The organism is Desulfosporosinus sp. OT, from assembly GCF_000224515.1.
Lineage (GTDB): Bacteria > Bacillota > Desulfitobacteriia > Desulfitobacteriales > Desulfitobacteriaceae > Desulfosporosinus.
The window spans coordinates 24,269-45,868 of sequence record NZ_AGAF01000124.1 but is presented as its reverse complement, the minus strand read 5'-3'; the positions used below and the strand labels follow the sequence as shown (position 1 = coordinate 45,868).

The following is a 21,600-nucleotide window of genomic DNA, read 5'->3' as shown; positions in this document are numbered from 1 at the left end:
GCAGTCACTCTTGCTCAGAGCTATTCGAGATTGTTTCCTTGGGTATTTTCGCCTTAATAATCAAGTATATACCACCCATTATTAGGCAGAGTGGAACTAAACTGCCTCTAAGCAAGTAATAATAATTTCCGAACAGGCGATTAATAAAAGAACTTCTGTCTAATTCATGGATAAGGCTAATCAAGCCGATTACTGTAATGACGGACCCAATTAGGCGGCGGTTCTTAAGGAGTGGAGTATAATCAAGTAATTGATGAGCAAAGAGATCCTGGTCACTTATGCGTTGCCCTTTGTCCAGTTGATTTTTCAAGTGGTAGCTCTCAAAAAAGCTAAAAAACCAGGTAGGTATCAATACTAATGGAATCAAAAAATCTAACCCCATAAAACTGATAAGGGATGCGCCACCGAAGGTGACGAGCATAAACTGGAGACCTCGGCGGAAAAGCCCCATATGCATGTGGGCTGCTCCAGGAATCAGACTGTAACAAAAGAACAGGAATTTCTCGAGGAAGGTTTTCTTAGGGATCATAACGGGGTTGGCAGTTAGAGTCTTTTGAATGCAAGGGCGGCAGATCGTTTTATCGTCGACATTAATCGTGCATTCGGGACAAATAGGCTGTTTGCACTTCTCGCAAATAGCTTTTGCTTCCTGGGTCGAATGATAGTTACAATTCATCAGGTAATCCTCCTTATAATCATTTTCTATTTTGGTTGATATGTCGTAAACGAGTCGATCTCTCTAAGGACAGCTTGAGTCACCTGGCTCATTTTGTGGAAGGGGAGGGCCATTTGCTTGCCCAGAACGGTATTTAAATCGGTGACATGATTGCTCGCTAAAGGAGAAACTAATGAAGTTAAATTGAGGGCAAAAAGAAGAAGTCCTGCTGCGAGCATGCTTAGTCCCCAGTTCTTTAACTCAAAGAGGTGAGAGGAGCTAGTGCTTTTCTTGTACTTATGTTTATCGATAGCCATCATTACATTAAGTTTGATTTCTAAAGGGGGTGTGAGGATCACTCGATCGTTGGCGAAGGTACCAGCTGTTTCTCGGATGGCTGAAACAAGGCTTCGGCACTCAGAGCAGAGCAAGAGATGGGCAGTCATTTCGTGCAGTTCTGCTTCATCTAGACTATTCTTAACGTAGCTGTGCCAGCTGTTTTGGCTTCGGTAACAAGTCATAGCCTTCACCTCCTGACGATCCTGAATGGAGTTTATCTCTAAGCATTTTACGGGCCCGGAACAACCGAGTCTCTACCGTCCTTTTGGGTGCGTCCACGATCTCGGCGATCTGTTGGGGGCTGAAGTCCTCAAAATAATATAAGATAAGCACGGTGCTGTAGATTTCAGGCAGACAGGCAACCGCCGCTTGCACTTCTGAAGTTAATTCTTGCTGTAGAAGCTGATCTTCTGGGCTTCGCTCCTGATCGCTTAGGTTATCCAAATAAGCAGCCTCAACATAAAGTGGCTTTTTCTTTCGGCACCAATCGATACAATGGTTTACGGCAATCCGATAAAGCCAAGTAGAAAAAGAGGAAACCTGATTGAATCCGGCAAGGTAGTTATAGGCTTTGATGAGGATTTCTTGAGTGAGATCCCGGGCATCTTCGATATTCTGGGTGTAGTAATAGGCGGTCCGGTATAATCCAGTCTGATAGCGCTCTACGATATCGTCATATCGTTCGCCGTTTCCTTGGAGGATGCTTCTAATTATTTCGTCATCATGCAAATACCGTTCACCGCCTTTACTACTCTTTAGACGTAACCTTAGTTGGATTATACGTCAACTACGAAATAAAAACATAACATCTCGTTGAACTGCTTTCAACGGGATGTTATCTGCCAGTCATCATGATGACAAAAATCAAAAGGTCAGATGATTTAGGTCATAGATAAACTCAAACCGGACAAAATAGGATGTGTCCCAGCGATAGTCATTTTCTATGCTGGATGTCGCGTAGGGGTAGTGTTTGTATGATATAATATTTTTTGCTCGAATAAAGTCGTGGAGGAAAAGGGCTTGAATGCATTAGGAAAACTAATGACCCCATCGCGAGTTTTGGTTTTAGGTTTTGCTATGGTCATCCTATTTGGAGCGCTGCTACTCACCTTACCCCTGGCAACACACGATGGGCGGGGTTTATCTTTCTTAAATGCGCTTTTTACGGCAACTTCAGCAGTTTGTGTTACGGGCTTAGTGGTCGTCGATACAGCGACAACCTTCACGGGTTTTGGTCAAGTAGTCATTATGTTGATGATCCAAGTGGGTGGGCTTGGTTTTATGACCTTTGCCACGATGTTTGCCTTCATTCTGAAAAAAAGGATTACATTTAAGGAACGTTTATTGCTGCAAGAGGCTTTAAATCACGTTTCAGTCGAAGGTATTGTGCGACTATTTAGGTCAGTCATCCAGATTTCCTTTGCAATTGAAGCAATTGGTGCCCTGATCCTAACGATACGCTGGTCCTTCGATTTCGGTTTTAGTAAAGCTCTTTATTATGGTATCTTCCACTCGGTTTCAGCGTTCAATAATGCAGGTTTTGATCTTTTTGGGAATTTTTCTAGTCTGACGGGTTACGTTGGTGACCCTATCGTAAACATAACGATAATGCTCTTGATTATCTGTGGAGGCTTGGGTTTTATCGTTTTAGCCGATCTTCTGGGCAATAAGGGGAGAACGATTAAATTACATACGAAAATCGTTGTGCAGGTATCCGCAATTCTTATTTTAGTGGGAGCAGTAATAATTTTTGCTATTGAATATGCAAATCCCAAGACCTTGGGCCCGCTCCCTCTGGGGACAAAGGTCTTAGCAGCCCTTTTTCAATCGGTCTCTCCACGGACAGCTGGATTTAACACCATAAACATTGCGGGCATGCATGAAACAACGCTACTCTCTATGATTGGACTTATGTTTGTTGGAGCCTCTCCCGGTTCAGCCGGAGGAGGAATTAAGACAACGACTTTCATATCGATTATATTATCTGTATTGAGTACTTATCGTAGTCAGCCGCATGTTGTTTTAAAGGGACGGACCTTACCTAAAGATGTTATCCAAAAAGCGTGGGCTATCACGACTTCGGCAGCCTTCTTAATCTTTATAATAATCTCGATCCTTTCACTGACTGAAAGGGTGGATTTACTGACCGTTCTTTTCGAAGTGACTTCTGCCTTTGGGACAGTGGGTCTTTCGCTGGGAATAACGCCCATTCTTTCTGAAATCGGAAAAATGGCAATCATTTTAACCATGTTTATTGGGCGCGTCGGGCCGCTGACTTTGGCATTTGTGCTTTCTCAGAAAAGACATAATGGAGCAGACCATATTAAATATCCGGATGAACGAATCATGATTGGTTAAGGGGGACAAATCCGTGCGCAAACAATTTGTGGTGATTGGATTAGGTCGATTCGGGACAAGTGTAGCCAAAACCCTCAATGTATTAGGACATGATGTCCTAGCAATGGATAAGAACGAACACGCCGTTCAGGTCATAATGCATGATGTGACCCAAGCAGTCCAGGCTGATGCACGTGACGAAGAGACACTCCGGGCCCTAGGTGTACGAAATTTTGATGTAGCGATTGTAGCAATCGGAGATGATCTCGAGGCGAATATCCTGATTACTCTTATGCTCAAAGAAATGGGAATCCCCTATGTTGTTACTAAGGCCCAATCGAGCCTACACGGCAAAGTATTGGAGAAAATCGGCGCGGACAAAATTATTTATCCGGAACAAGATATGGGCATTCGCCTTGCCAATAACTTAATTCGAACGAATGTTATGGATTTCATAGAGTTGTCCTTAGACTATAGTATTTTTGAGATTATTGCTTCTGCACGCTTTGTCAATAGAACACTTGGCGAGTTAGATTTAAGAGCGGTCTATAAAATCAATGTGGTGGCGATTAAAAAAGGAGCAGATCAGATTATTATTGCTCCTGGTGCAGATGCTGTAGTTGAAGATAAAGACATTTTGGTTGTTGTTTGTAATAAAAAAGCGCTTTCCAAATTGCCTGACTAGTGCTGAAAAAACTATGCTAATTAATAGTCCGTTAACGCGGGCTATTTTTTGTGTTTAACTTAGGTATATCACGAGAGTGACATAGCCTGCTAGACACATGGATATTGATTGACCATGTGGTCAATGGAGTGTATAATTTGGTCATAGAACTTAGCAAGATAATCTGTAAAGTAGCAAGTTCAATAAGGAGAGATAAAATGTGTACTCTAATTTTGAAAATCTGAGTGAAGCAAAGAAGAAAAACATTTTGGATGCCTGTATCCATGAGTTTGCCGAGAAAGGATATGAGCAGGCCTCAACTAACACGATTGTAAAGGAGGCAGGTATCTCCAAGGGGATTTTGTTTCATTATTTTAAGAACAAGCGAGGGCTATTTCTTTATGTCGTGGATTATTGCTTCCGGACTATTGTCGAAGCGTACAATCAATACCCTCTGCAAGAAACTAAGGATATCTTCCAAAGATTGAGCGAAGTGAGTGTGATCAAGCTTAAATTAACTCATGAAAACCCGGAAATGAGCAAGATAATTGTAGAGGCTCTGGTGAATTCTCAAGAGGATATTCGAACTGAAATAGATAGTAAGTATCGTCAGCTTTCAAATGAATATATGTCTGCGTTCTTTCAGGAGATTGATTATTCCAAGTTTCGCAGGGGGGTTAATCCTGCAAAGGCGATTGAAATTATGATGCTCTTTCTAAAAGCCCTGGGAGATAAATATGTGATGAATTATCAGGGGAAGGAGCAAGAACTATTACAGAACTATGATCAGTTGATGGAAGAGTATAACGAGTATATGGAGATCTTAAAGTATGGAATGTATTCGTCTTTGAGAGATGAAACATAGGAGGGATTTGGGATGGGTGTTCTCTTAGAGGGAAAAGATCTCCGCAAGTCTTATCACACCGGTGAAGTTGAAGTAGAAGTCCTAAAAGGGATTGACTTTCAGATCTTTCAAGGAGAATTCATTGTTGTCTTGGGTCAAAGTGGCTCAGGCAAAACAACCTTACTAAATATTATTGGAGGAATGACCAAGGCTTCAACCGGCGAGCTTTATTACAAAGGACAACCTCTTCATACCATTGACGAGCAGCGGCTTACCCTTTATCGTCGGAACGAAGTGGGCTTTGTCTTTCAAAACTACAATTTAATGCCTAATCTCACAAGCTACGAAAACGTCAAGTTGGCCGTGGAGATAGCGCAGAATCCACTCTCCGTTTCTGACGTCCTCCGTGAAGTTGGTCTGGAAGCCTGGTCGGATCACTTTCCATCTCAACTCTCAGGAGGTCAGCAACAACGGGTTGCTATCGCTCGGGCAATCGTTAAAAACCCCGAACTTCTCCTCTGTGATGAACCGACAGGTGCTTTGGATATTCAAACAGGCATTCAGGTCCTAATTTCGTTACAAAAATTAAACCGTGAATTCCACAAAACGGTGATGATAATTACTCATAATGCTGAAATTGCTAAAATGGCGGACAGAGTCTTTTATTTAAAAGACGGCTTACTTGATTACGTGAAAGTCAATGAGCGACCACTTTCGCCGGAGGAAATATCATGGTAATGCTCAGAAGAAAGACTTGGCGAGATATTAAAGAGAACAAAGGGGTCTATCTGGCCTGTATCGTGGTTATTGCCATCGGTTTAATGATTTACACATCGATGTCAATTGTCGTAGAAAATATGGATAAGGCTCAACAAGCTTTTTATAGTGAAACACATTTTGCTGACGGATTCATTAATGTTACGGGGTATCCGGAAAACAAAGTAAATTCTCTCATGTTTATACCCGGAGTTGATCAAGCGGAAGGGCGGATTGTCAAAGACGTTCGCCTATTAGACCAACAGAAAGATTCTAACCGATATTTGAGAATGGTCTCCGTTAATATGACCAACACCCCAAAAATCAACCAAATCCGTCTCTTGACCGGACACCTGCCTAACGATAATCAATCGGAAATTCTCGTCGATCCCCAGTTTTTTGCAGCGAATCATTTGTCATTAGGAGATAGCATCAAAGTTATCCTAGAAGGGAAACAAGCTACCTTCTATGTGACCGGAACAGCTCAAAGTCCAGAATTTATTTACATTATGAGAACGGCTCAAGACCTTTATCCCTCGCCGGAAGATTTTGGGATTGCTTATGTCCCGTTAAGTTCGCTCAAGGCTCTGGTTAAAGAAAAAGGCCAGGTCAATGATCTGGTGGTTACGCTAAAGAGTGGAGTAAGTTTTGATTCGGTTAAAGATAGCCTGCAATCCAAGTTGAAACCCTATGGTCTACAAAGTATTGTCCCCCGTAAGGATCAAACGAGCAATGCCATTTTGACAAGTGAAATAACCAATATCAGAAGCATGACCAAAACTCTTCCCGTGGTCTTTTTAGGAGTAGCTGCCATCATTCTATACACGATGTTGAGACGGCTAATCGAACAGCAAAGGGTTGCCATCGGGACACTTAAGGCGTTTGGCTTTACTGATCGAGAGGTCATCAGGCATTATCTTACCTATCCCTTGCTCATTGGAACGATAGGGGGATTACTCGGAGGATTATCTGGGGTTGCCCTATCCTTCCCTCTAACCACAATGTACAAACAATACTTTGCTCTGCCGGGACTTCAAAGCGAATTTTCGTTCAAGTATCTGCTTATTGGTTTGGCGCTCGCGCTTTTCTTCAGCTTGATTAGTGGCATCAGAGGGAGTCTGGACATTTTAAATCTAGAACCAGCTCAAGCGATGAGGCCTCCTGCTCCGGTTACAGCGAACAAGACTCGTTTGGAGAAAATCACCTGGTTTTGGAAACGACTAACTTCACAAGCCCAGATGGGAATTCGGGATGTTTTTCGTACTCCAACTAGAAGCATTTTTAATGTCCTGGGTATTGCCGTTGTTTTTAGCTTAATGACGGTATCTTGGTCAATGCAAAACATGACAAACTTATTAACGGTTGTTCAATTGGAACAGGTTCAAACCTATGACGTTAAACTATCTTTGACCCATCCTGCCGCGACTGGTGCCACAAAGCTTGCTCTTACCCACGAAGCAGGAGTTTCTAAAGTGGAACCCGTATTGGAAGCGCCCGCTACCTTGAAAAGTGGTTGGTTAAAGAAAGAAGTATCGTTAATGGGCCTTGCTAAGGATTCTACTCTCTATAACATTCTTGATAAAAACGGGCAACGTATCGAGGTGCCTGATCAAGGGATTTTGCTTTCCGAACATTTAGCTAATTCCTTAAACGTCAAAGCAGGAGACACTATTTATGTGGAAAGTCCTTGGCGGAAAGACCCACTAGGTCAAAAGGGTGAGAATTTGATGGTCAAAGGTGTCGTTCCGCAATATGTCGGACTTAATGCCTTTATGGAGGAAACAGAACTGCAGCGTTTTCTCCGGCAAGGAGAAATTAGCACATCGATGCTTGTGAAAATGGATCAGTCTGAAGTAGGGCAAATGAAAAGCAAGTATCGCAACGCAAGTAATGTCACCTCGATAGAATCCCTTAAAGATACCGGGGATAAAATTCGAAAAATGATGGATTCCTTCGGGTTTACGACTTGGTTGCTGGCCATTCTCGGCGGAATTACGGGATTTGCCCTCATCTATAATTCCAGTATTATTTCTCTGTCTGAACGAAAACGTGAATTGGCTTCCCTGCGTGTTTTAGGTATGACTCCGAGAGAGGTATTGAGAGTAATCACCTCAGAACAATGGACGTTGTATATATTTGGAATCCTTCTAGGTATCCCTTTGGCCTATGGGTTGGAAATTGGTATGGCTCAAGCCATGAGTAATGACCTGTACTCCCTTCCGGCAGAACTTCCGCCAGTAGCGTTACTTGGTGCAGCCGTTGGAACGGCCGTTTCCGTAATAGTAGCCCAAAGCTGGGCTTTCAAGAAGATAAAGTCGCTTCCGTTTGTCGAAATTCTCGCGACAAGAGACTAGGTAGGAGGATGAAAAGATGACAATTGAAAAGACAACCCTCAATCAAACACCTAAAACGTTAAAATTACACAACTTTAATCTTCGGAACCCCAAGAAGCGAAAGTTCTTAATTGCAGGGGGGCTAGCCATCCTCATTATTATTGCTGTAGCAGCATCGAAGGCAATGCCTTTGTCAGCAGGAGTATATACTCTTCAGCCTAAAGATTTTACAAAAGGCTTTACCGAGGAAGGCGAAGTTATCGCCGCTCAGGAGTGGCCCATCTTTAACCCTGTGGAAGGGAAATTAGAATCTCTCAAGGTTAAAAATGGAGATAAGGTTCAAAAGGGTCAAGTACTCTTGGAGATGAGTACTAGTGACCTGAGCTATCAGTTGGAATCCCTCAAGGCTCAATACCAAAGTTTGGAAGGTCAACGCTTGCAGAACTACAAAAACCCTAATGACGCGCAGGCCGCGCAACAGAAATTAATTATTGAGCAAGCGGAGAAGGATGCTCAGACAGAGGAACTGAACCTGACTCGAATGAAAGCTTTGTATGAAGCCGGTTCAATTTCTGCTGTGCAATATGAAGCGGCTCAGACAGCTTCTGAGAAAGCAGAAAATTTCTTAGAGCAGCAAAAAGAAGGTCTCCGGCTGATTAACGAGCAATATCAGTCATCTCAAGGGACAGAAATATATTATATCAATCAAAAAAATGCTCTGCAGGCACAAATCGACCAACTGGAAGATAAAATTAGCAAAGCCACGGTCGTTGCCCTGCAAGATGGTTCCGTCAAAGATCTTTCTTTAAAAGAAGGAAATGTTATTCCACTTGGCCAGCAGATTATGACTATCTATGGAAACAAAGGCTATAAGTTAGAGAGCTTTGTCCTAGCTAGTGATGCCCTCGACATCAAAGTGGAGAGTCCAGTGCAAGTTATTCAAGCTACCAGTGTTGGAAATAAATCCTTAACGGGTAAAGTTGAAGCGGTTGATCCCTCAGCAGTTGAGAAGATTTCTCCACTCGGCCTTAAGGAAAACCGCGTGAAAGTCACGATTCTGCTTGATGATCGATCTCCCGCCGTTGTCCTAGGGAGTAGTGTGGATGTGAAATTTACTACTTTGGAAGTTCCTAATAAACTTCTGATCCCTAAAACAGCCCTTTTCCCGTATCAACAAGGGGATGCTGTCTGGGTACTTCAGCAAGGTCAAGCTAAAATTCAGCCTGTGAAAAAAGGCCTGGAAAATGACAGCGATGTAATCATTGAGCAAGGATTGTCAGCAGGAGATGTAATAATTTTAGACACTAGTTTAACGAACCTGAAGGAGGGGAAACGAGTTAAAGCGGTACTTTAGGGGCAATACTCATAATAAATTTATAAAATTTTCAGAAGCGGAAAAGATAGTCACAAAAAGAAGAAGTCAAAAATCATGTTATCCAATTCAATGATATTAAGAAAGGGAACAAAAAGTGAAACAGTTTGGGTCAAGCATTAAAAATCCTAATTCGAACATTTTAAGCAAGAAATATATTAATGTTCGGTTTTTCTATTGACCTTCACAGATCCTTCTTGTAAAATGAATTTAACAAATTCATACGGAGTTCATATAACCGCGGAGATATGGTCCGCAAGTTTCTACCAGGCTACCGTAAATGGCCTGACTATGAGCGAAAGTGTACCTAGGGCAAGTGAATTGTCCGAGTGGTACAGGTTTGATTGAGGTAAATCAAACTACACCGAAGGGATAAAAGCCCAGGCGGGTAGGTTTCACTCTTATTAAAAGGGGGGAATTTGCCCTTCCTGGGTTTTTTTATAAATATGACTTGGTCTAGTCAGGCTTCAGGCAACTTAGAAGTTGCTAAAACAAAGAGAAACAGAAGGGCGGAAATAATATGAGCCAGATTGGGGTCATTATGGGAAGTGACTCAGATTACAAAATTATGGAGGACGCTATGAAAGTTCTCCGTCAATTTGAACTTGAGTTTGAAGTTAAAATTTCTTCTGCCCACAGAACATTGGATAGAACTGTAGATTGGGTAAGAGCCTTTGAAGCTCAGGGCGGAAAACTTATCATTGCGGCTGCAGGGTTAGCTGCCCATTTGCCAGGAGTTGTCGCAGGGGCAACGATTTTACCAGTGATTGGTGTTCCGCTGAGTAGTGGTGCTATGGAAGGCATCGACGCTCTTTACTCCATCGTGCAAATGCCCCCTGGAATTCCAGTTGCGACCGTAGGCATAGGTTCCGCACGCAACGCGGCTTTGCTTGCTGTGCAGATCCTAGCCATTCAGGATGAAGCTTTGAGTGTTAAAGTTAAAAACTTTCGAGGCCAGATGCTGAAGGATATCGAGGCGAAAGATGAAGCATTGCAATTAAAGTTAAGTGAAGGAATTCAAGGAGCAGTAAAAGGAAACTAATAATATTAGGTAAGGGGACTACGTATGATTGAACGGTACACGCTTCCTGAAATGGGAGGGATATGGACAGACGAGCATCGCCTCACTCTCTGGTTAAAGATTGAAATCGCAGCGTGCGAAGGGTGGGCCAAACTAGGAAAGGTTCCGAATGAGGCGGTTGAGGTCATTCGAGAAAAGGCTTCTTTTTCCTGGGAAAGGGTACAAGCCCTTGAAGAAGTGACTCAACATGATGTGTTGGCTTTCTTGACCAATGTTGCAGAAAATGTGGGAGATGAAGCAAAATACATTCATCTAGGTCTTACTTCTTCAGATATACTTGATACCGCGTTGTCTTTGCAATTGGTAGAAGCATCGGATATTTTGCTGGCTAAGATGGAAGCTTTGGAAGCTGTCCTGCACCGCAGGGCGTTGGAACATCGCGACACCATCATGATGGGTCGAACGCATGGGATTCACGCTGAACCGATCACCTTTGGATTAAAGTTGGCTTTATGGTACGATGAAATTAGACGCCAAAAGAGGCGTTTAGCCTTTGCTCGTGAAGAGATACGGGTTGGGAAAATTTCAGGCGCAGTGGGGACGTTTGCCAATGTAGATCCTCAAGTTGAAGCGCATGTTTGCCAAGCTCTTAACTTAGAGCCAGCTCTGATATCGACCCAAATACTCCAACGCGATCGACATGCCTGTTATATGACGACTCTTGCGGGAATCGCTAGTTCACTCGATAAAATGGCAACCGAGATCCGCAACTTACAGCGAACCGATGTTCATGAAGTGGAAGAAGCCTTTGGCAAAGGGCAGAAAGGATCCTCGGCCATGCCGCACAAAAAAAATCCTATCACACCCGAACGTATTTGTGGGATGGCCCGAGTGGTTCGTTCGAATGCCCAAGTTGCTTTGGAAAATGTGGCCTTATGGCATGAACGAGATATCTCCCATTCTTCAGCAGAACGTATGATTTTGCCAGACAGCACCATTGCCTTAGACTATATGCTTTACAAGATGACCCAGCTTGTTGATCGTTTACAGGTTTTCCCGGAACAGATGCAGGTTAACATTGATAAAGGGTATGGGTTAATATTTTCTCAACGCGTGATGCTGGCCTTAGTAGAAAAGGGTGTCAGCAGAGAAAATGCGTACGCTTTGGTTCAACGCAATGCCATGGAAGCCTGGAATACTAAAGAACAATTTCAAAGTTTGATCAATCGGGACGCCGACGTTCGAGAATACTTAGACGAGGCAGAAATTGCTGCCTTGTTTGATTATAAGTACCATACTAAACACGTAATAGACATCTTCCAGCGCTTAGGACTCGACTAAACAAATGCAAAGAATGCTAATAAACTGACGACTATTGAAAGGGGTAAGATTATGGAAAAGTTAGAATTACGCTATGAAGGTAAAGCAAAGAGAGTTTATGCGACAGATCAAAGTGAGTATTTTTGGGTCGCTTACAAAGATGATGCCACTGCTTTCAACGGAGAGAAAAAAGGACAAATTGTCGATAAAGGTGAGGTCAACAACCAGCTATCGGCACTCTTCTTTGAAGAAATAGAAAAAGCAGGCATTCCGACTCATTTTGTGAAGCTCTTAGGAGATCGAGATATGCTTGTGCGCAGCTTAGACATGATTCCCCTCGAAGTTGTTGTACGCAATATTGTAGCTGGAAGTTTAGCGAAGCGTCTTGGTGTGGAAGAGGGCTACGTTCTCTCGCAACCAGTCGTGGAGTTATATTACAAAGATGATGCCTTGGGAGACCCGATGGTTAATGAATCCCATGTTGCCGCAATGGGCTGGGCAAGTGAGGCAAATACTAAAGAGATTCAAGCCTTGGGCTTTAAAATAAACGACATCTTGCGAACCATATTAGTTAAAGCGGGAATTGACTTGATTGATTTTAAATTAGAGTTTGGGGTTGCGGATGGAAAAGTCTACCTAGGCGATGAAATCTCACCAGATACTTGTCGTTATTGGGATATGGAAACGCGGGAGAAGTTGGACAAGGATCGCTTCCGCCGGGACTTAGGACAAGTTGAAGAGGCTTATCAAGAAGTTTTCAGGCGGGTAAAAAAAGCTCTTGCTTAGGATGGGATAGGGGGGGCCGAACGTGTTCGAATTTGGAGAGGACAAGCCAAAAGAGGAATGTGGCGTCTTTGGGATTTATGCTCCCAATCAGGAGGTAGCCCGTTTAACTTATTACGGGCTTTATGCCTTACAGCACCGCGGGCAGGAAAGCGCAGGAATCGCGGTTTCTGATGGGCATAATATTGCTTTGCATAAAGGAATGGGTTTGGTATCGGAAGTATTTTCTGACCGTGTTGTAGAAGGCTTGAAGGGTAAAATGGCGATCGGGCATGTTCGTTATTCTACCACAGGGTCAAGTCTGCTCGCGAATGCCCAGCCCTTGGTAGTACACTACCAAAAAGGGATGATGGCTTTGGCGCATAACGGTAATTTAACCAATGCAGCAGATTTGCGAGAAGAACTTGGCAAAAACGGAGCGGTATTCCAAACGACAATTGACAGCGAAGTAATTATAAACCTTATTACTCGCTATCGCCGGGAGTCCTTAGAAGATGCGCTGGTCAAGACCATGTTGGATCTTCGTGGGGCATATGCCCTAGTGATCTTGGCGGAGGACAAACTCTTTGGGCTGAGAGATCCTCATGGTGTCCGTCCCTTATGCATTGGGAGGATGGGTGACAGGTATTGTCTGGCCTCAGAAAGTTGTGCCCTTGATACCATCGGTGCAGAGTTTATTAGAGATGTGGAACCTGGCGAAATTGTCGTGATTGACGAAGAAGGGTTACATACCTATATGGGGCTCTCTAAAACTGAACGCGCTTCTTGTGCCTTTGAATATATCTATTTTGCTCGGCCGGACAGCACGATGGATCAGTTGAACGTATCCGAAAGTCGGCGCAGGATGGGTATTGAACTGGCCCGGGAATGCCCGATTGAGGCGGATCTTGTGATCGCAGTTCCAGACTCAGGGACTGCTTCGGCCCTTGGGTACGCTACGGCACTGGGCCTTCCCTTTGGAGAGGGGCTTATAAAAAACCGTTATGTCGGTCGAACGTTCATTCAACCTACTCAGGCCATGAGAGAAGTGGGTGTTCGTCTTAAACTCAATGCTAATGCGAGCGTCTTGAAAGATAAACGTGTGGTTATGATTGATGATTCAATCGTCCGCGGGACCACCAGTTCTAAACTAGTGGAAATGGTTAAAAAAGCAGGTGCCAAAGAAGTTCACTTTTTGATTAGCTCTCCTCCGGTTGCCTTTCCGTGCTACTACGGAATTGACACAGCAGAGCGGGAAAAACTCATCGCCAATCAATTAGATATAGAGGGGATTCGGAAGTTCTCTGGAGCTGACTCATTGCACTATATCTCGGAGGAAGGTTTACTTCGGGCCTTAGGCACGGATGCTGTTTGTTTAGCTTGTTTTAACGGAACGTATCCGATTGCAGTTTCGAACTTGAACCAAGGAAAAAATAATTTTGAAACTCGAAATTGTTGCGGCTAGGGCCGGAAGCGAGGTTCGTGGTTCGAGATTCGAACTTCGAGGTTTTGATAGGGCACAATCGGAAGTTATGCAGTGTTATAAAGATCTCACGCGCTGTGATTTCGTTCTTCGAATATCGAATATCCGAATATGCGACTCGAGGAGTGGCAGAAGAAATAAGGAGGAATGAACGTTGGGATACTCTTACCGAGACGCGGGCGTCGACATTCAAGCTGGGAATGATGTAGTGGAACGCATTAAACCCGCGGTTGCTAGGACGTTTCGTCCGGAAGTCATCGGCGGACTAGGAGGGTTTGGCGGACTTTTTAAACTGGATCTCGATAAGTATCCAGACCCGGTTCTTGTTTCCGGAACGGATGGCGTGGGGACCAAGCTACGTCTTGCTTTTCAGATGAATAAGCATGATAGCATTGGACAAGATGCAGTAGCGATGTGTGTCAATGATATCTTAGTTCAAGGGGCAGAACCTTTGTTTTTTCTCGATTATCTGGCCGTTGGAAAGGTCGAGCCAAATCGACTCGCTGAGGTCGTAGGTGGGATTGCCAGTGGGTGTGAAATGGCCGGCTGTGCGTTGATCGGGGGAGAAACAGCAGAGATGCCGGGTTTTTATGCCGAGGATGAATATGATATCGCTGGGTTTTCAGTGGGCGTTGTAAATCGGAATCAGCTAATTGACGGGTCAAAAATTCAAGCAGGGGATGTACTGATTGGCTTGCCTTCCACCGGACTCCATAGCAATGGTTACTCCTTAGCCCGGAAAGTATTTGAACCATATACTTTGGATAAGGTATTTCCCGAGTTAGGTGAGTCACTTGGGGAGGCACTTCTTCGTCCGACGCGGATCTATGTTAAGTCGATTTTACCACTTCTTCCGGGAGGAGAAATCTTAGGAATGGCTCATATAACGGGGGGGGGATTAACGGATAACGTTCCCCGGGTTTTGCCACCAGGTCTGGGAGCTCGGATCGATACATCGAGTTGGGAATGTCCTCCGATTTGCTCATTGTTGCAACGTCTCGGAGATGTAGCTTGGCCAGAGATGTATCGGACCTTCAACATGGGCGTTGGGTTTGTCATCATTGTCCGTCCTGAACATGAAGCTTCTGTGCGTTTGAAGCTCAGTGAGTTAGGAGAAAAAAGCTTTGTTATGGGGACCGTTGTTCCCGGAGAAGGTGTATCTTATTGAGAACTGCGATATTAGCTTCAGGTCGGGGAAGTAATCTTGAAGCTTTAATTAAGGCCAGCGAAAGTGGTACTCTCCCTATTGAAATTGTGGCTGTAGGGTCAGATCAATTGGGAGCTGCGGCGCTCGAGCGTGCCAAGGAGGCTGGAATTTCGACCCGTGTTTTTCCGGTTGGAGATTACCCACATCGTCAAGCACAAGAGGAAGATCTTCTGATCTGGATGCGGGAAAATCAAGTGGAACTTTTACTCCTGGCGGGGTATATGAGGGTGTTAGGTCCGAAATTTATTCGCCAGGCTAATTTTCCAGTTATGAATATCCATCCTTCGTTACTTCCAGCTTTTCCAGGACTTCACGCCCAGCGTCAAGCTCTGGAATATGGGGTCAAGGTGAGCGGGTGTACGGTACATTTTGTAGATGAAGGTTTAGATAGTGGGCCCATTGTTTTACAGGAAGCGGTGTCGGTGTTGCCGGGGGATACGGAAGACAGTTTAGCGCAGAGAATTTTAGAGGTAGAACATCGGCTGTATCCCGAGGCCGTTCGCAGGTTCGTCTCAGGAAAGGTGGAGCGAACCGGGCGCCGGGTTCAGATTTTGCAGCAGGAGGGGTTAGAATGAAGCGAAGAGCTATAATCAGTGTTTCGGACAAGACGGGGATTATCGATTTTGCACGTGGTCTTGTGGAGTTAGGTTTTGAATTAATTTCTACTGGGGGGACGTTTAAAGCCCTGGACCAGGCTAATGTTTCGGTTAAGTATGTTAGTGAAGTCACCGGATTTCCAGAAGTTTTGGATGGTCGAGTGAAGACGCTGCATCCTTTAATTCATGGCGGTATTTTAGCGATGGATTGTGAGGAACATCGGGAGCAAATGGAGCGAAACGGAATTAACTTTATTGATTTGGTTGTCGTCAATCTTTATCCGTTTCGGGAGACGATCGCCAAGCCTGGAGTGAGCTTTGAAGAGGCGATTGAAAATATCGACGTTGGTGGTCCGACGATGGTTCGCGCCGCCGCCAAAAATCACGGGCGCGTTGTTGTCCTGGTCAATCCAGAATCCTATGGAGAAGTTTTGAGTGTTCTTCGCGAAGCAGGAACTGTTTCAGCGGGGATGCGCAAGCGTTTGGCAGCTGAAGCCTTTGCCCACACTGCGGAGTATGATCGCCTTATTGCTGGTTATCTGGAACGACAGGTTGAATCTATCAGCGGTTTTCCGACGACACTTCGTTTAACGGCTCAAAAAGTTCAAGAGTTGCGTTATGGAGAGAATCCGCAACAGAAAGCAGCGTTTTACATAAATGCGGAAGCAGAGGAAGGAACTCTGGCCAATGGAAAACAGCTGCAAGGGAAAGAACTTTCCTATAATAATTGGGCGGACATGGATTCTGCTTGGAAGATCGCGCGTGAGTTTGAATCCTGTGCGGCGACGATCATCAAGCACTCGAATCCTTGTGGAGTCGCTATGGGTACGACGCCCTTGGAGGCTTATGAGACTGCCTTCGCGGCCGACCCCGTTTCCGCTTTTGGTGGGATAATCGCCTTTAACCGGGTGGTAGATGGGCCCTGCGCAGATGCTATTAAAGAGTGTTTCTATGAAGTAATTATTGCACCGGAGTTCAGTCCAGAAGCTCGCGAGATCCTTAGTGCGAAAGCAAATCTTCGGCTCTTTGTAGTCGGAAGAGGAGATGCTAGTAAAACGAATCATGGCTGGATGTTGAAAAGTGTTGATGGAGGATATCTCGTGCAGGAGGTTGATCGAGGCACGACGCCTGTCAGCGAATGGGATGTTGTCACAGACCTTAAGCCGACTGAAGAGGATCTGTCAGCACTTGATTTTGCTTGGCGAGTTGTTAAACATGTTAAGTCAAACGCTATTGTCGTTACAAATCAAAAACAAACCCTGGGTGTTGGAGCTGGTCAGATGAATCGGGTAGGATCCGTCAATATTGCCCTTGAACAAGCTGGGGATAATGTTAAAGGAGCTTATTTGGCCTCCGATGCTTTCTTTCCTTTCCCTGACTCGATTGAAGCAGCGGCCAAGGCAGGAATTCGTGCAATTATCCAACCGGGTGGATCTCTCAAAGATGCTGCAGTCATTGAGGCTGCTAATCGTTTGAACATAATTATGGTCTTTACGCATCGACGCCATTTTCAGCATTAAATATTAATGAGGGCCTTGATAATTGGGGAGACGAGGTGAAAGAGTGAAAAAGCTTCGTGTGTTAATCGTAGGCAATGGAGGACGGGAACATGCTTTGGCCTGGAAAATTGCCCAAAGCACCGAACTAGAGCGCCTGTTTGTTGCGCCGGGCAATGCAGGAACCGTATTGTGGAATGTTCCTATTTCGTCTAACGACATTCCTGCATTAGTGGAATTTGCGTTCCAAGAGAAGATCGATTTAACCTTGGTTGGACCAGAAGATCCTTTGAGTTTAGGGATTGTGGATGCCTTTCAAGCAGCGGGTCTACGAATTTTTGGACCGACTCAGGCGGCGGCTCAGTTAGAGGGAAGTAAATCCTTTGCTAAAACCATAATGGAAAGTGCCAAAATTCCAACAGCGGAATGGGAAATTTTTGATGATTCTGATCAGGCGAAGGCTTATGTCAGGACCATCGGGGCCCCCTGCGTTTTAAAGGCGGACGGGTTGGCTGCGGGTAAAGGTGTCATTGTAGCAATGGACTTGGAAACAGCTCTGCAGGCTGTCGATGAAATAATGGACGGCGGATTTGGTTCAGCTGGCAAGAAATTGGTTATTGAAGAATTCTTGGAGGGGCAAGAAGTGAGCTTGCTTTGTTTCTCAGACGGAGTAACTGCATGCCCTATGGTTCCGGTTCAAGACCACAAGAGGGCTTTAGAGGGCGACCTGGGGCTTAACACTGGGGGAATGGGGACGTATAGCCCACCTCCAATTTGGACAGCTGAACTTGAAGTAAGCGTTATGAAAGACTTCGTTTCGCCGACCTTACAAGTTATGAGAGAAAGAGGGACCCCATTTCAAGGCGTGTTATTCTTGGGTCTGATGCTCACGCAACGAGGCCCAAAAATTCTGGAATACAATGTCCGATTTGGCGATCCAGAGACACAGGTAGTGATGAAACGACTAAAATCTGATCTCTTGCCGATCCTTTGGGCATGTACAGAAGGACGTTTGTCTGAGGCCCGGCTGGAGTGGAAAGAAGAGGTTGCGGTTTGTGTCGTGATGGCTGCCCCGGGTTATCCATTAGCTTATGAAAAAGGGGTTCCAATCCATTTGCCTGAGCTAAGCGGTCAGGACTCAGTCATATTTCATGCCGGAACAGAAATCAGTGAGGGGCAGCTTCTAAGTACTGGTGGTCGGGTGTTAGGGATCACGTCCGAAGGAAAAACACTGCAACAGGCCCGGGAAAAAGCGTATGAACTTGTGGAGAAAATCGATTTCCCGAAGGCTCATTTTCGAAGAGATATTGGTGTTAAAGGGCTCTAGTCCTCTGGAATAGGGGACTTAGATATAGAGATTCTCGTTGGACCCTTTTTAATTTTAAAATTTAAAGACTTCCCATTAATTCATAGAATTTCTGGGAAGTCTTTTTTTTACTTATCAGAAAGTATAACTTTCGTTGCATACTGCAAGAATGCTAATACGTGCGAAGACAGTGACTGCAAGAAGGGTTAATTCGTGCGAAGACAGTGTCTTCGTGGGCGCCAGTCAAGTTTTCTTTACATTCGAACCAAACGCTTTTAGCCGGGAATCTGCTAGCTAACTACTATCTCCTTGGGCACATGTGTCTTTATTGAACAAGTTGATACATTAGGGCAACCATGATGTATGCAGGTTACGAATCATTGTATGTCCCTATTGGAGAGAATTAAATCGAACTATCGAAGAGAGATCCGCGACCAAAGACATCCATGCTACGGGTTGCATCGGGCATCGATACCAACTGTTGAACTCTCTTGGTTAGGAGATATTCGGTAATTCGTCGATACCACGCTGAGATATTATCAACCTCTTGTGATGGGACCCTTTGGTCTTGGTTGGAATCGATATTATCAAAGCCAGAAGACATTTGCCATCATCACCCTTCCCTTCTTTACTCCAGTTTAGTGGAGAAAGGTAACAATGAGCATATGGCGTTAGCCCTAAGTTATATAGGACTAAAGTCCTGAATAAATAAACATTCCATGAAACTAGAAACAGTATTTGCCGTGATCTTGGAAAAAGTCTCCCTTTGTGACCGCTGAGATTTTTCCTTCATATGATATAGGTAGGGTGCCCTATCTAAGGGGGGATGAAAATGTTTAATTATCGAAAGCGTTTGTTTTATCCGGTTCATGTTGAACGTCAAGATCCGATCTTTGCAAAGGTGTTACTCGAACATTATGCAGGAAAAGATAGTGAATTATCGTTTACAAAAGTAACAATATAGTCAATCATATTGCTCCGTGATATAATCAGCCTGTACAACTCTATAGGGCAGGGTGGGCGGCCAAAATCTCCCGAAAGGGGGTGAGGCTTATGAGCGTGTATCAAACACTTTCACTAATGATTGCATTTGCGACGTTAGTCGTTTTGATGCTCAAAGATATAATGAAAAAGTAGCCCACCCTTACACGGAAGCTACTTTTTCGTGACCCTATTGCCGCCCATAACTGCGGTAGTTGTGCAGCTAGGATGTTACCAGCATCCTAGCTTTATTTTATGCAAATTCTTGTGTATTAATTATATATCCTTTTAAAAAAATGAGCAAGTGTGGTACATTTTATAACTACCGATGCACTAAAAATGGGGAAACAACGGGTAAATCTTGATATAGTCCACGGTAGTATATCTCAACATCGGTTTTGGAGTTTACTACTACCTATATCGAGAGGGAGCAATACACAAAAGTGAAGCGCAATTAACCATGGGAGCATACTTTTACTGATGATCAAAATCAACAACTGGATTGAAACTCAGTTTAAATATTATCATCAGGATGATGTAGGATATTTTGCAGCTATCCTAAAAAAAAATGGGAAGTTTGTTGGTCAAATGGATTGAGTCGAGGCTGGTTCTACAGGTACTACGTCTTATGGATACTTTGGATTAAGAAATAGGAAGTGGTGGCGAAAAGACATCTTTCAATGGTTATCTTTGACCCCAACAGATATCAAACCAGAATTCTACGCCATTCTCGACATTTGATACCCCATACTCATTTGCATGGGCTTCCTGGATAGCTCTGACTATCGAAAGGCCAAGACCTGTGCCACCGAAGCCGCGTGTTCTGGCTTGATCAATCTTGTAAAAGCTGGACCAGATTTTATCCAGCGCATCGTCGGGAATTGCACGACCCGTATTGAACACAGAGACCCTGACTTTTTCGGCTGTTGGTTTTACCGAAAGTTTAATGACTTTATCGCCTTCTGCATGATCGATTGCATTAGTCATTAAGTTGACTATAATTTGCTCAATCCTTACAGGGTCGGCATTAACTTCTAAATCCTCTTCCATATCCACGTTCAGATGAATATTCTTTTCACTCAGAATAGGTTCATATTTTGAGATAGTATCATTAATAATAAGCTTAACGTTAAAATTCGTCTTGTTTACAGGGAAAATACCCGATTCGATTTGAGACAGGTCTAAGAGATCCTTTACTAGGTTATCCATCTTTTCGGATTCCTCCATAATAACATCACAATAGAAATTCCTTTTCTCTTCATCAGAGACAACATTTGATTTAAGACCATCGGCATAACCTTGAATGAGGAAGATAGGGGTTTTAAGTTCATGGGATACGTTGGAAATAAACTTTCGCCTCATATTATCAAGCTTCCGTTCACGCTCTATATCCTGTTCCAACAGCCTGTTTCTGCAGTTTAATTCATTGATTGCATCATCCAGATTGTAGGATAGATGATTTATGCTCTGTGATAACTGGCCAATTTCATCCTTCCGATCGATTTTAAGGACCTGTGAAAAATCCAGTTCAGCCATTTTCTTAGTAATTCTGTTCATCTCAGCTATGGGGTGGGTGAAACGTCCGGAAATATACAAAGCCCATAGTGCAGTTATAAAGATGGTTATTAGTCCGATAATTGCAGTAAACTTATTTGATATAGCAGCACTTTCCGATATTCCGGTCATGGGTATCCATACTAAGATCAATACATTATTCGCCAGTTTGGTCTGATAGCTAAGGGTATCAATCTTGAAATTAGTGTCCTGGGTAATGAAAAAAAAGGAATTCGCATCATATTGCTCCCAGTCTTTCACACCCCTTTTGGATTGACCGAAAGACCTGAGCCAACTCTTGGGAGGAGGCGTGTCCGATTTATTTCTAAGGTTAAAAGTTGGATCGGTCATGAAGACAGGCCTTTGAGGAAAACCACGGCCGTTCTGTTGAGGATAAAATAGTTTGCCATCAATAGTTCCAATGAATATTGTTCCACCGATACTTTTTTCGATAGTACTGATTTGATAGATAAGATTCTCATCGTTAAAGTCAGAGGACGTACTTTTTCCGACTATCAGGTCTGCAAGCTTGGCACTGCTTTCGATAAGAGTGCTCTTTTTATAACTCATATAA

The 21,600-nt window shown here is 43.9% G+C and carries 20 protein-coding genes, 1 pseudogene and 1 riboswitch; of the genes and pseudogenes, 16 read left to right on the top strand and 5 right to left on the bottom strand.

Going from position 1 to position 21,600, the window contains the following annotated elements:
* Positions 1-4: 4 nt before the first annotated feature.
* From DOT_RS11605 to DOT_RS11595, 3 genes are read right to left on the bottom strand one after another with little or no spacing between them, the layout of a single operon-like run.
* A complete protein-coding gene (locus tag DOT_RS11605) occupies positions 5-676 on the bottom strand; it encodes a B-box zinc finger protein (protein ID WP_009618613.1) in 672 nt (223 codons plus the stop codon).
* A gap of 26 nt (positions 677-702) precedes the next feature.
* On the bottom strand, positions 703-1,176 hold the full coding sequence (locus tag DOT_RS11600) for a zf-HC2 domain-containing protein (protein ID WP_009618611.1): 474 nt from the start codon (positions 1,174-1,176) through the stop codon (positions 703-705).
* Positions 1,133-1,723 carry a sigma-70 family RNA polymerase sigma factor gene (locus tag DOT_RS11595; RefSeq protein ID WP_009618609.1) on the bottom strand — a complete coding sequence of 197 codons (591 nt, stop codon included), beginning with the start codon at positions 1,721-1,723 and terminating at the stop codon, positions 1,133-1,135. The genes DOT_RS11600 and DOT_RS11595 overlap by 44 nt, the downstream gene beginning before the upstream one ends.
* Before the next feature lie 291 nt (positions 1,724-2,014).
* Here DOT_RS11595 and DOT_RS11590 point away from each other — a divergent pair, with 291 nt between their 5' ends.
* From DOT_RS11590 to purD, 14 genes are all read left to right on the top strand, one after another.
* A complete protein-coding gene (locus tag DOT_RS11590; RefSeq protein WP_192807812.1) occupies positions 2,015-3,352 on the top strand; it encodes a TrkH family potassium uptake protein in 1,338 nt (445 codons plus the stop codon).
* A 13-nt stretch (positions 3,353-3,365) separates the two neighbouring features.
* Positions 3,366-4,016 (top strand): TrkA family potassium uptake protein, encoded by a 651-nt coding sequence (locus DOT_RS11585; protein ID WP_009618605.1) that lies wholly within the window; start codon positions 3,366-3,368, stop codon positions 4,014-4,016.
* A gap of 199 nt (positions 4,017-4,215) precedes the next feature.
* Positions 4,216-4,860: a TetR/AcrR family transcriptional regulator gene (locus DOT_RS11580; RefSeq protein ID WP_009618603.1), complete on the top strand. Its 645-nt coding sequence runs from the start codon at positions 4,216-4,218 to the stop codon at positions 4,858-4,860.
* A 12-nt stretch (positions 4,861-4,872) separates the two neighbouring features.
* A complete protein-coding gene (locus DOT_RS11575; protein WP_009618601.1) occupies positions 4,873-5,577 on the top strand; it encodes an ABC transporter ATP-binding protein in 705 nt (234 codons plus the stop codon).
* On the top strand, positions 5,571-7,949 hold the full coding sequence (locus DOT_RS11570) for an FtsX-like permease family protein (RefSeq protein WP_009618599.1): 2,379 nt from the start codon (positions 5,571-5,573) through the stop codon (positions 7,947-7,949). The genes DOT_RS11575 and DOT_RS11570 overlap by 7 nt, the downstream gene beginning before the upstream one ends.
* A 16-nt stretch (positions 7,950-7,965) precedes the next feature.
* Positions 7,966-9,282, top strand: coding sequence for an HlyD family efflux transporter periplasmic adaptor subunit (locus tag DOT_RS11565; protein WP_009618597.1), 1,317 nt, complete (start codon positions 7,966-7,968; stop codon positions 9,280-9,282).
* Positions 9,283-9,510: 228 nt separating this feature from the next.
* Positions 9,511-9,612, top strand: a riboswitch (purine riboswitch).
* 208 nt (positions 9,613-9,820) lie between these two features.
* On the top strand, positions 9,821-10,342 hold the full coding sequence (gene purE, locus DOT_RS11560; protein ID WP_009618596.1) for a 5-(carboxyamino)imidazole ribonucleotide mutase: 522 nt from the start codon (positions 9,821-9,823) through the stop codon (positions 10,340-10,342).
* Between the two features lie 24 nt (positions 10,343-10,366).
* Positions 10,367-11,662, top strand: coding sequence for an adenylosuccinate lyase (purB, locus tag DOT_RS11555; protein WP_009618594.1), 1,296 nt, complete (start codon positions 10,367-10,369; stop codon positions 11,660-11,662).
* A 51-nt stretch (positions 11,663-11,713) separates the two neighbouring features.
* Positions 11,714-12,427: a phosphoribosylaminoimidazolesuccinocarboxamide synthase gene (gene purC / locus DOT_RS11550; protein WP_009618592.1), complete on the top strand. Its 714-nt coding sequence runs from the start codon at positions 11,714-11,716 to the stop codon at positions 12,425-12,427.
* A gap of 22 nt (positions 12,428-12,449) precedes the next feature.
* Positions 12,450-13,868, top strand: coding sequence for an amidophosphoribosyltransferase (gene purF, locus DOT_RS11545; RefSeq protein WP_009618590.1), 1,419 nt, complete (start codon positions 12,450-12,452; stop codon positions 13,866-13,868).
* A gap of 172 nt (positions 13,869-14,040) precedes the next feature.
* The gene (purM, locus tag DOT_RS11540; RefSeq protein WP_009618588.1) at positions 14,041-15,054 is read left to right on the top strand and encodes a phosphoribosylformylglycinamidine cyclo-ligase; all 1,014 of its coding nucleotides are present in this window, start codon (positions 14,041-14,043) and stop codon (positions 15,052-15,054) included.
* Positions 15,051-15,668 (top strand): phosphoribosylglycinamide formyltransferase, encoded by a 618-nt coding sequence (purN, locus tag DOT_RS11535; protein ID WP_009618586.1) that lies wholly within the window; start codon positions 15,051-15,053, stop codon positions 15,666-15,668. The genes purM and purN overlap by 4 nt, the downstream gene beginning before the upstream one ends.
* The gene (gene purH / locus DOT_RS11530; RefSeq protein ID WP_009618584.1) at positions 15,665-17,209 is read left to right on the top strand and encodes a bifunctional phosphoribosylaminoimidazolecarboxamide formyltransferase/IMP cyclohydrolase; all 1,545 of its coding nucleotides are present in this window, start codon (positions 15,665-15,667) and stop codon (positions 17,207-17,209) included. Before purN ends, purH begins: the two co-directional genes overlap by 4 nt.
* Positions 17,210-17,252: 43 nt before the next feature.
* Positions 17,253-18,512, top strand: a complete 1,260-nt coding sequence (gene purD, locus DOT_RS11525) for a phosphoribosylamine--glycine ligase (RefSeq protein WP_040411970.1) — start codon at positions 17,253-17,255, stop codon at positions 18,510-18,512.
* 382 nt (positions 18,513-18,894) lie between these two features.
* On the opposite strand, the gene DOT_RS29710 is transcribed toward purD, so the two are convergent.
* Complete coding sequence (locus DOT_RS29710) at positions 18,895-19,095, bottom strand: hypothetical protein (protein WP_009618580.1); 201 nt, start codon at positions 19,093-19,095, stop codon at positions 18,895-18,897.
* A 228-nt stretch (positions 19,096-19,323) separates the two neighbouring features.
* Here DOT_RS29710 and DOT_RS28605 point away from each other — a divergent pair.
* Positions 19,324-19,434, top strand: a pseudogene (locus DOT_RS28605) (manganese catalase family protein); the annotation flags it as partial.
* A gap of 110 nt (positions 19,435-19,544) precedes the next feature.
* Entirely contained in the window at positions 19,545-19,628 is an 84-nt protein-coding gene (locus DOT_RS32690; protein WP_348982143.1) for a putative holin-like toxin, read from the top strand.
* A 528-nt stretch (positions 19,629-20,156) separates the two neighbouring features.
* Here the strand turns inward: DOT_RS32690 and DOT_RS11520 are convergent.
* The gene (locus DOT_RS11520; RefSeq protein ID WP_242833821.1) at positions 20,157-21,596 is read right to left on the bottom strand and encodes a HAMP domain-containing sensor histidine kinase; all 1,440 of its coding nucleotides are present in this window, start codon (positions 21,594-21,596) and stop codon (positions 20,157-20,159) included.
* Positions 21,597-21,600 lie beyond the last annotated feature (4 nt).

Bases quoted from the DNA above. Each gene is read 5' to 3' on its own strand.
- DOT_RS11605 (WP_009618613.1), bottom strand. From the start codon at position 676: ATGAATTGTAACTATCATTCGACCCAGGAAGCAAAAGCTATTTGCGAG.
- DOT_RS11600 (WP_009618611.1), bottom strand. From the start codon at position 1,176: ATGACTTGTTACCGAAGCCAAAACAGCTGGCACAGCTACGTTAAGAAT.
- DOT_RS11575 (WP_009618601.1), top strand. From the start codon at position 4,873: ATGGGTGTTCTCTTAGAGGGAAAAGATCTCCGCAAGTCTTATCACACC.
- DOT_RS11570 (WP_009618599.1), top strand. From the start codon at position 5,571: ATGGTAATGCTCAGAAGAAAGACTTGGCGAGATATTAAAGAGAACAAA.
- DOT_RS11565 (WP_009618597.1), top strand. From the start codon at position 7,966: ATGACAATTGAAAAGACAACCCTCAATCAAACACCTAAAACGTTAAAA.
- purE (WP_009618596.1), top strand. From the start codon at position 9,821: ATGAGCCAGATTGGGGTCATTATGGGAAGTGACTCAGATTACAAAATT.
- purB (WP_009618594.1), top strand. From the start codon at position 10,367: ATGATTGAACGGTACACGCTTCCTGAAATGGGAGGGATATGGACAGAC.
- purC (WP_009618592.1), top strand. From the start codon at position 11,714: ATGGAAAAGTTAGAATTACGCTATGAAGGTAAAGCAAAGAGAGTTTAT.
- purH (WP_009618584.1), top strand. From the start codon at position 15,665: ATGAAGCGAAGAGCTATAATCAGTGTTTCGGACAAGACGGGGATTATC.
- DOT_RS29710 (WP_009618580.1), bottom strand. From the start codon at position 19,095: ATGTCTTCTGGCTTTGATAATATCGATTCCAACCAAGACCAAAGGGTC.
- DOT_RS32690 (WP_348982143.1), top strand. From the start codon at position 19,545: ATGAGCGTGTATCAAACACTTTCACTAATGATTGCATTTGCGACGTTA.
- DOT_RS11520 (WP_242833821.1), bottom strand. From the start codon at position 21,596: ATGAGTTATAAAAAGAGCACTCTTATCGAAAGCAGTGCCAAGCTTGCA.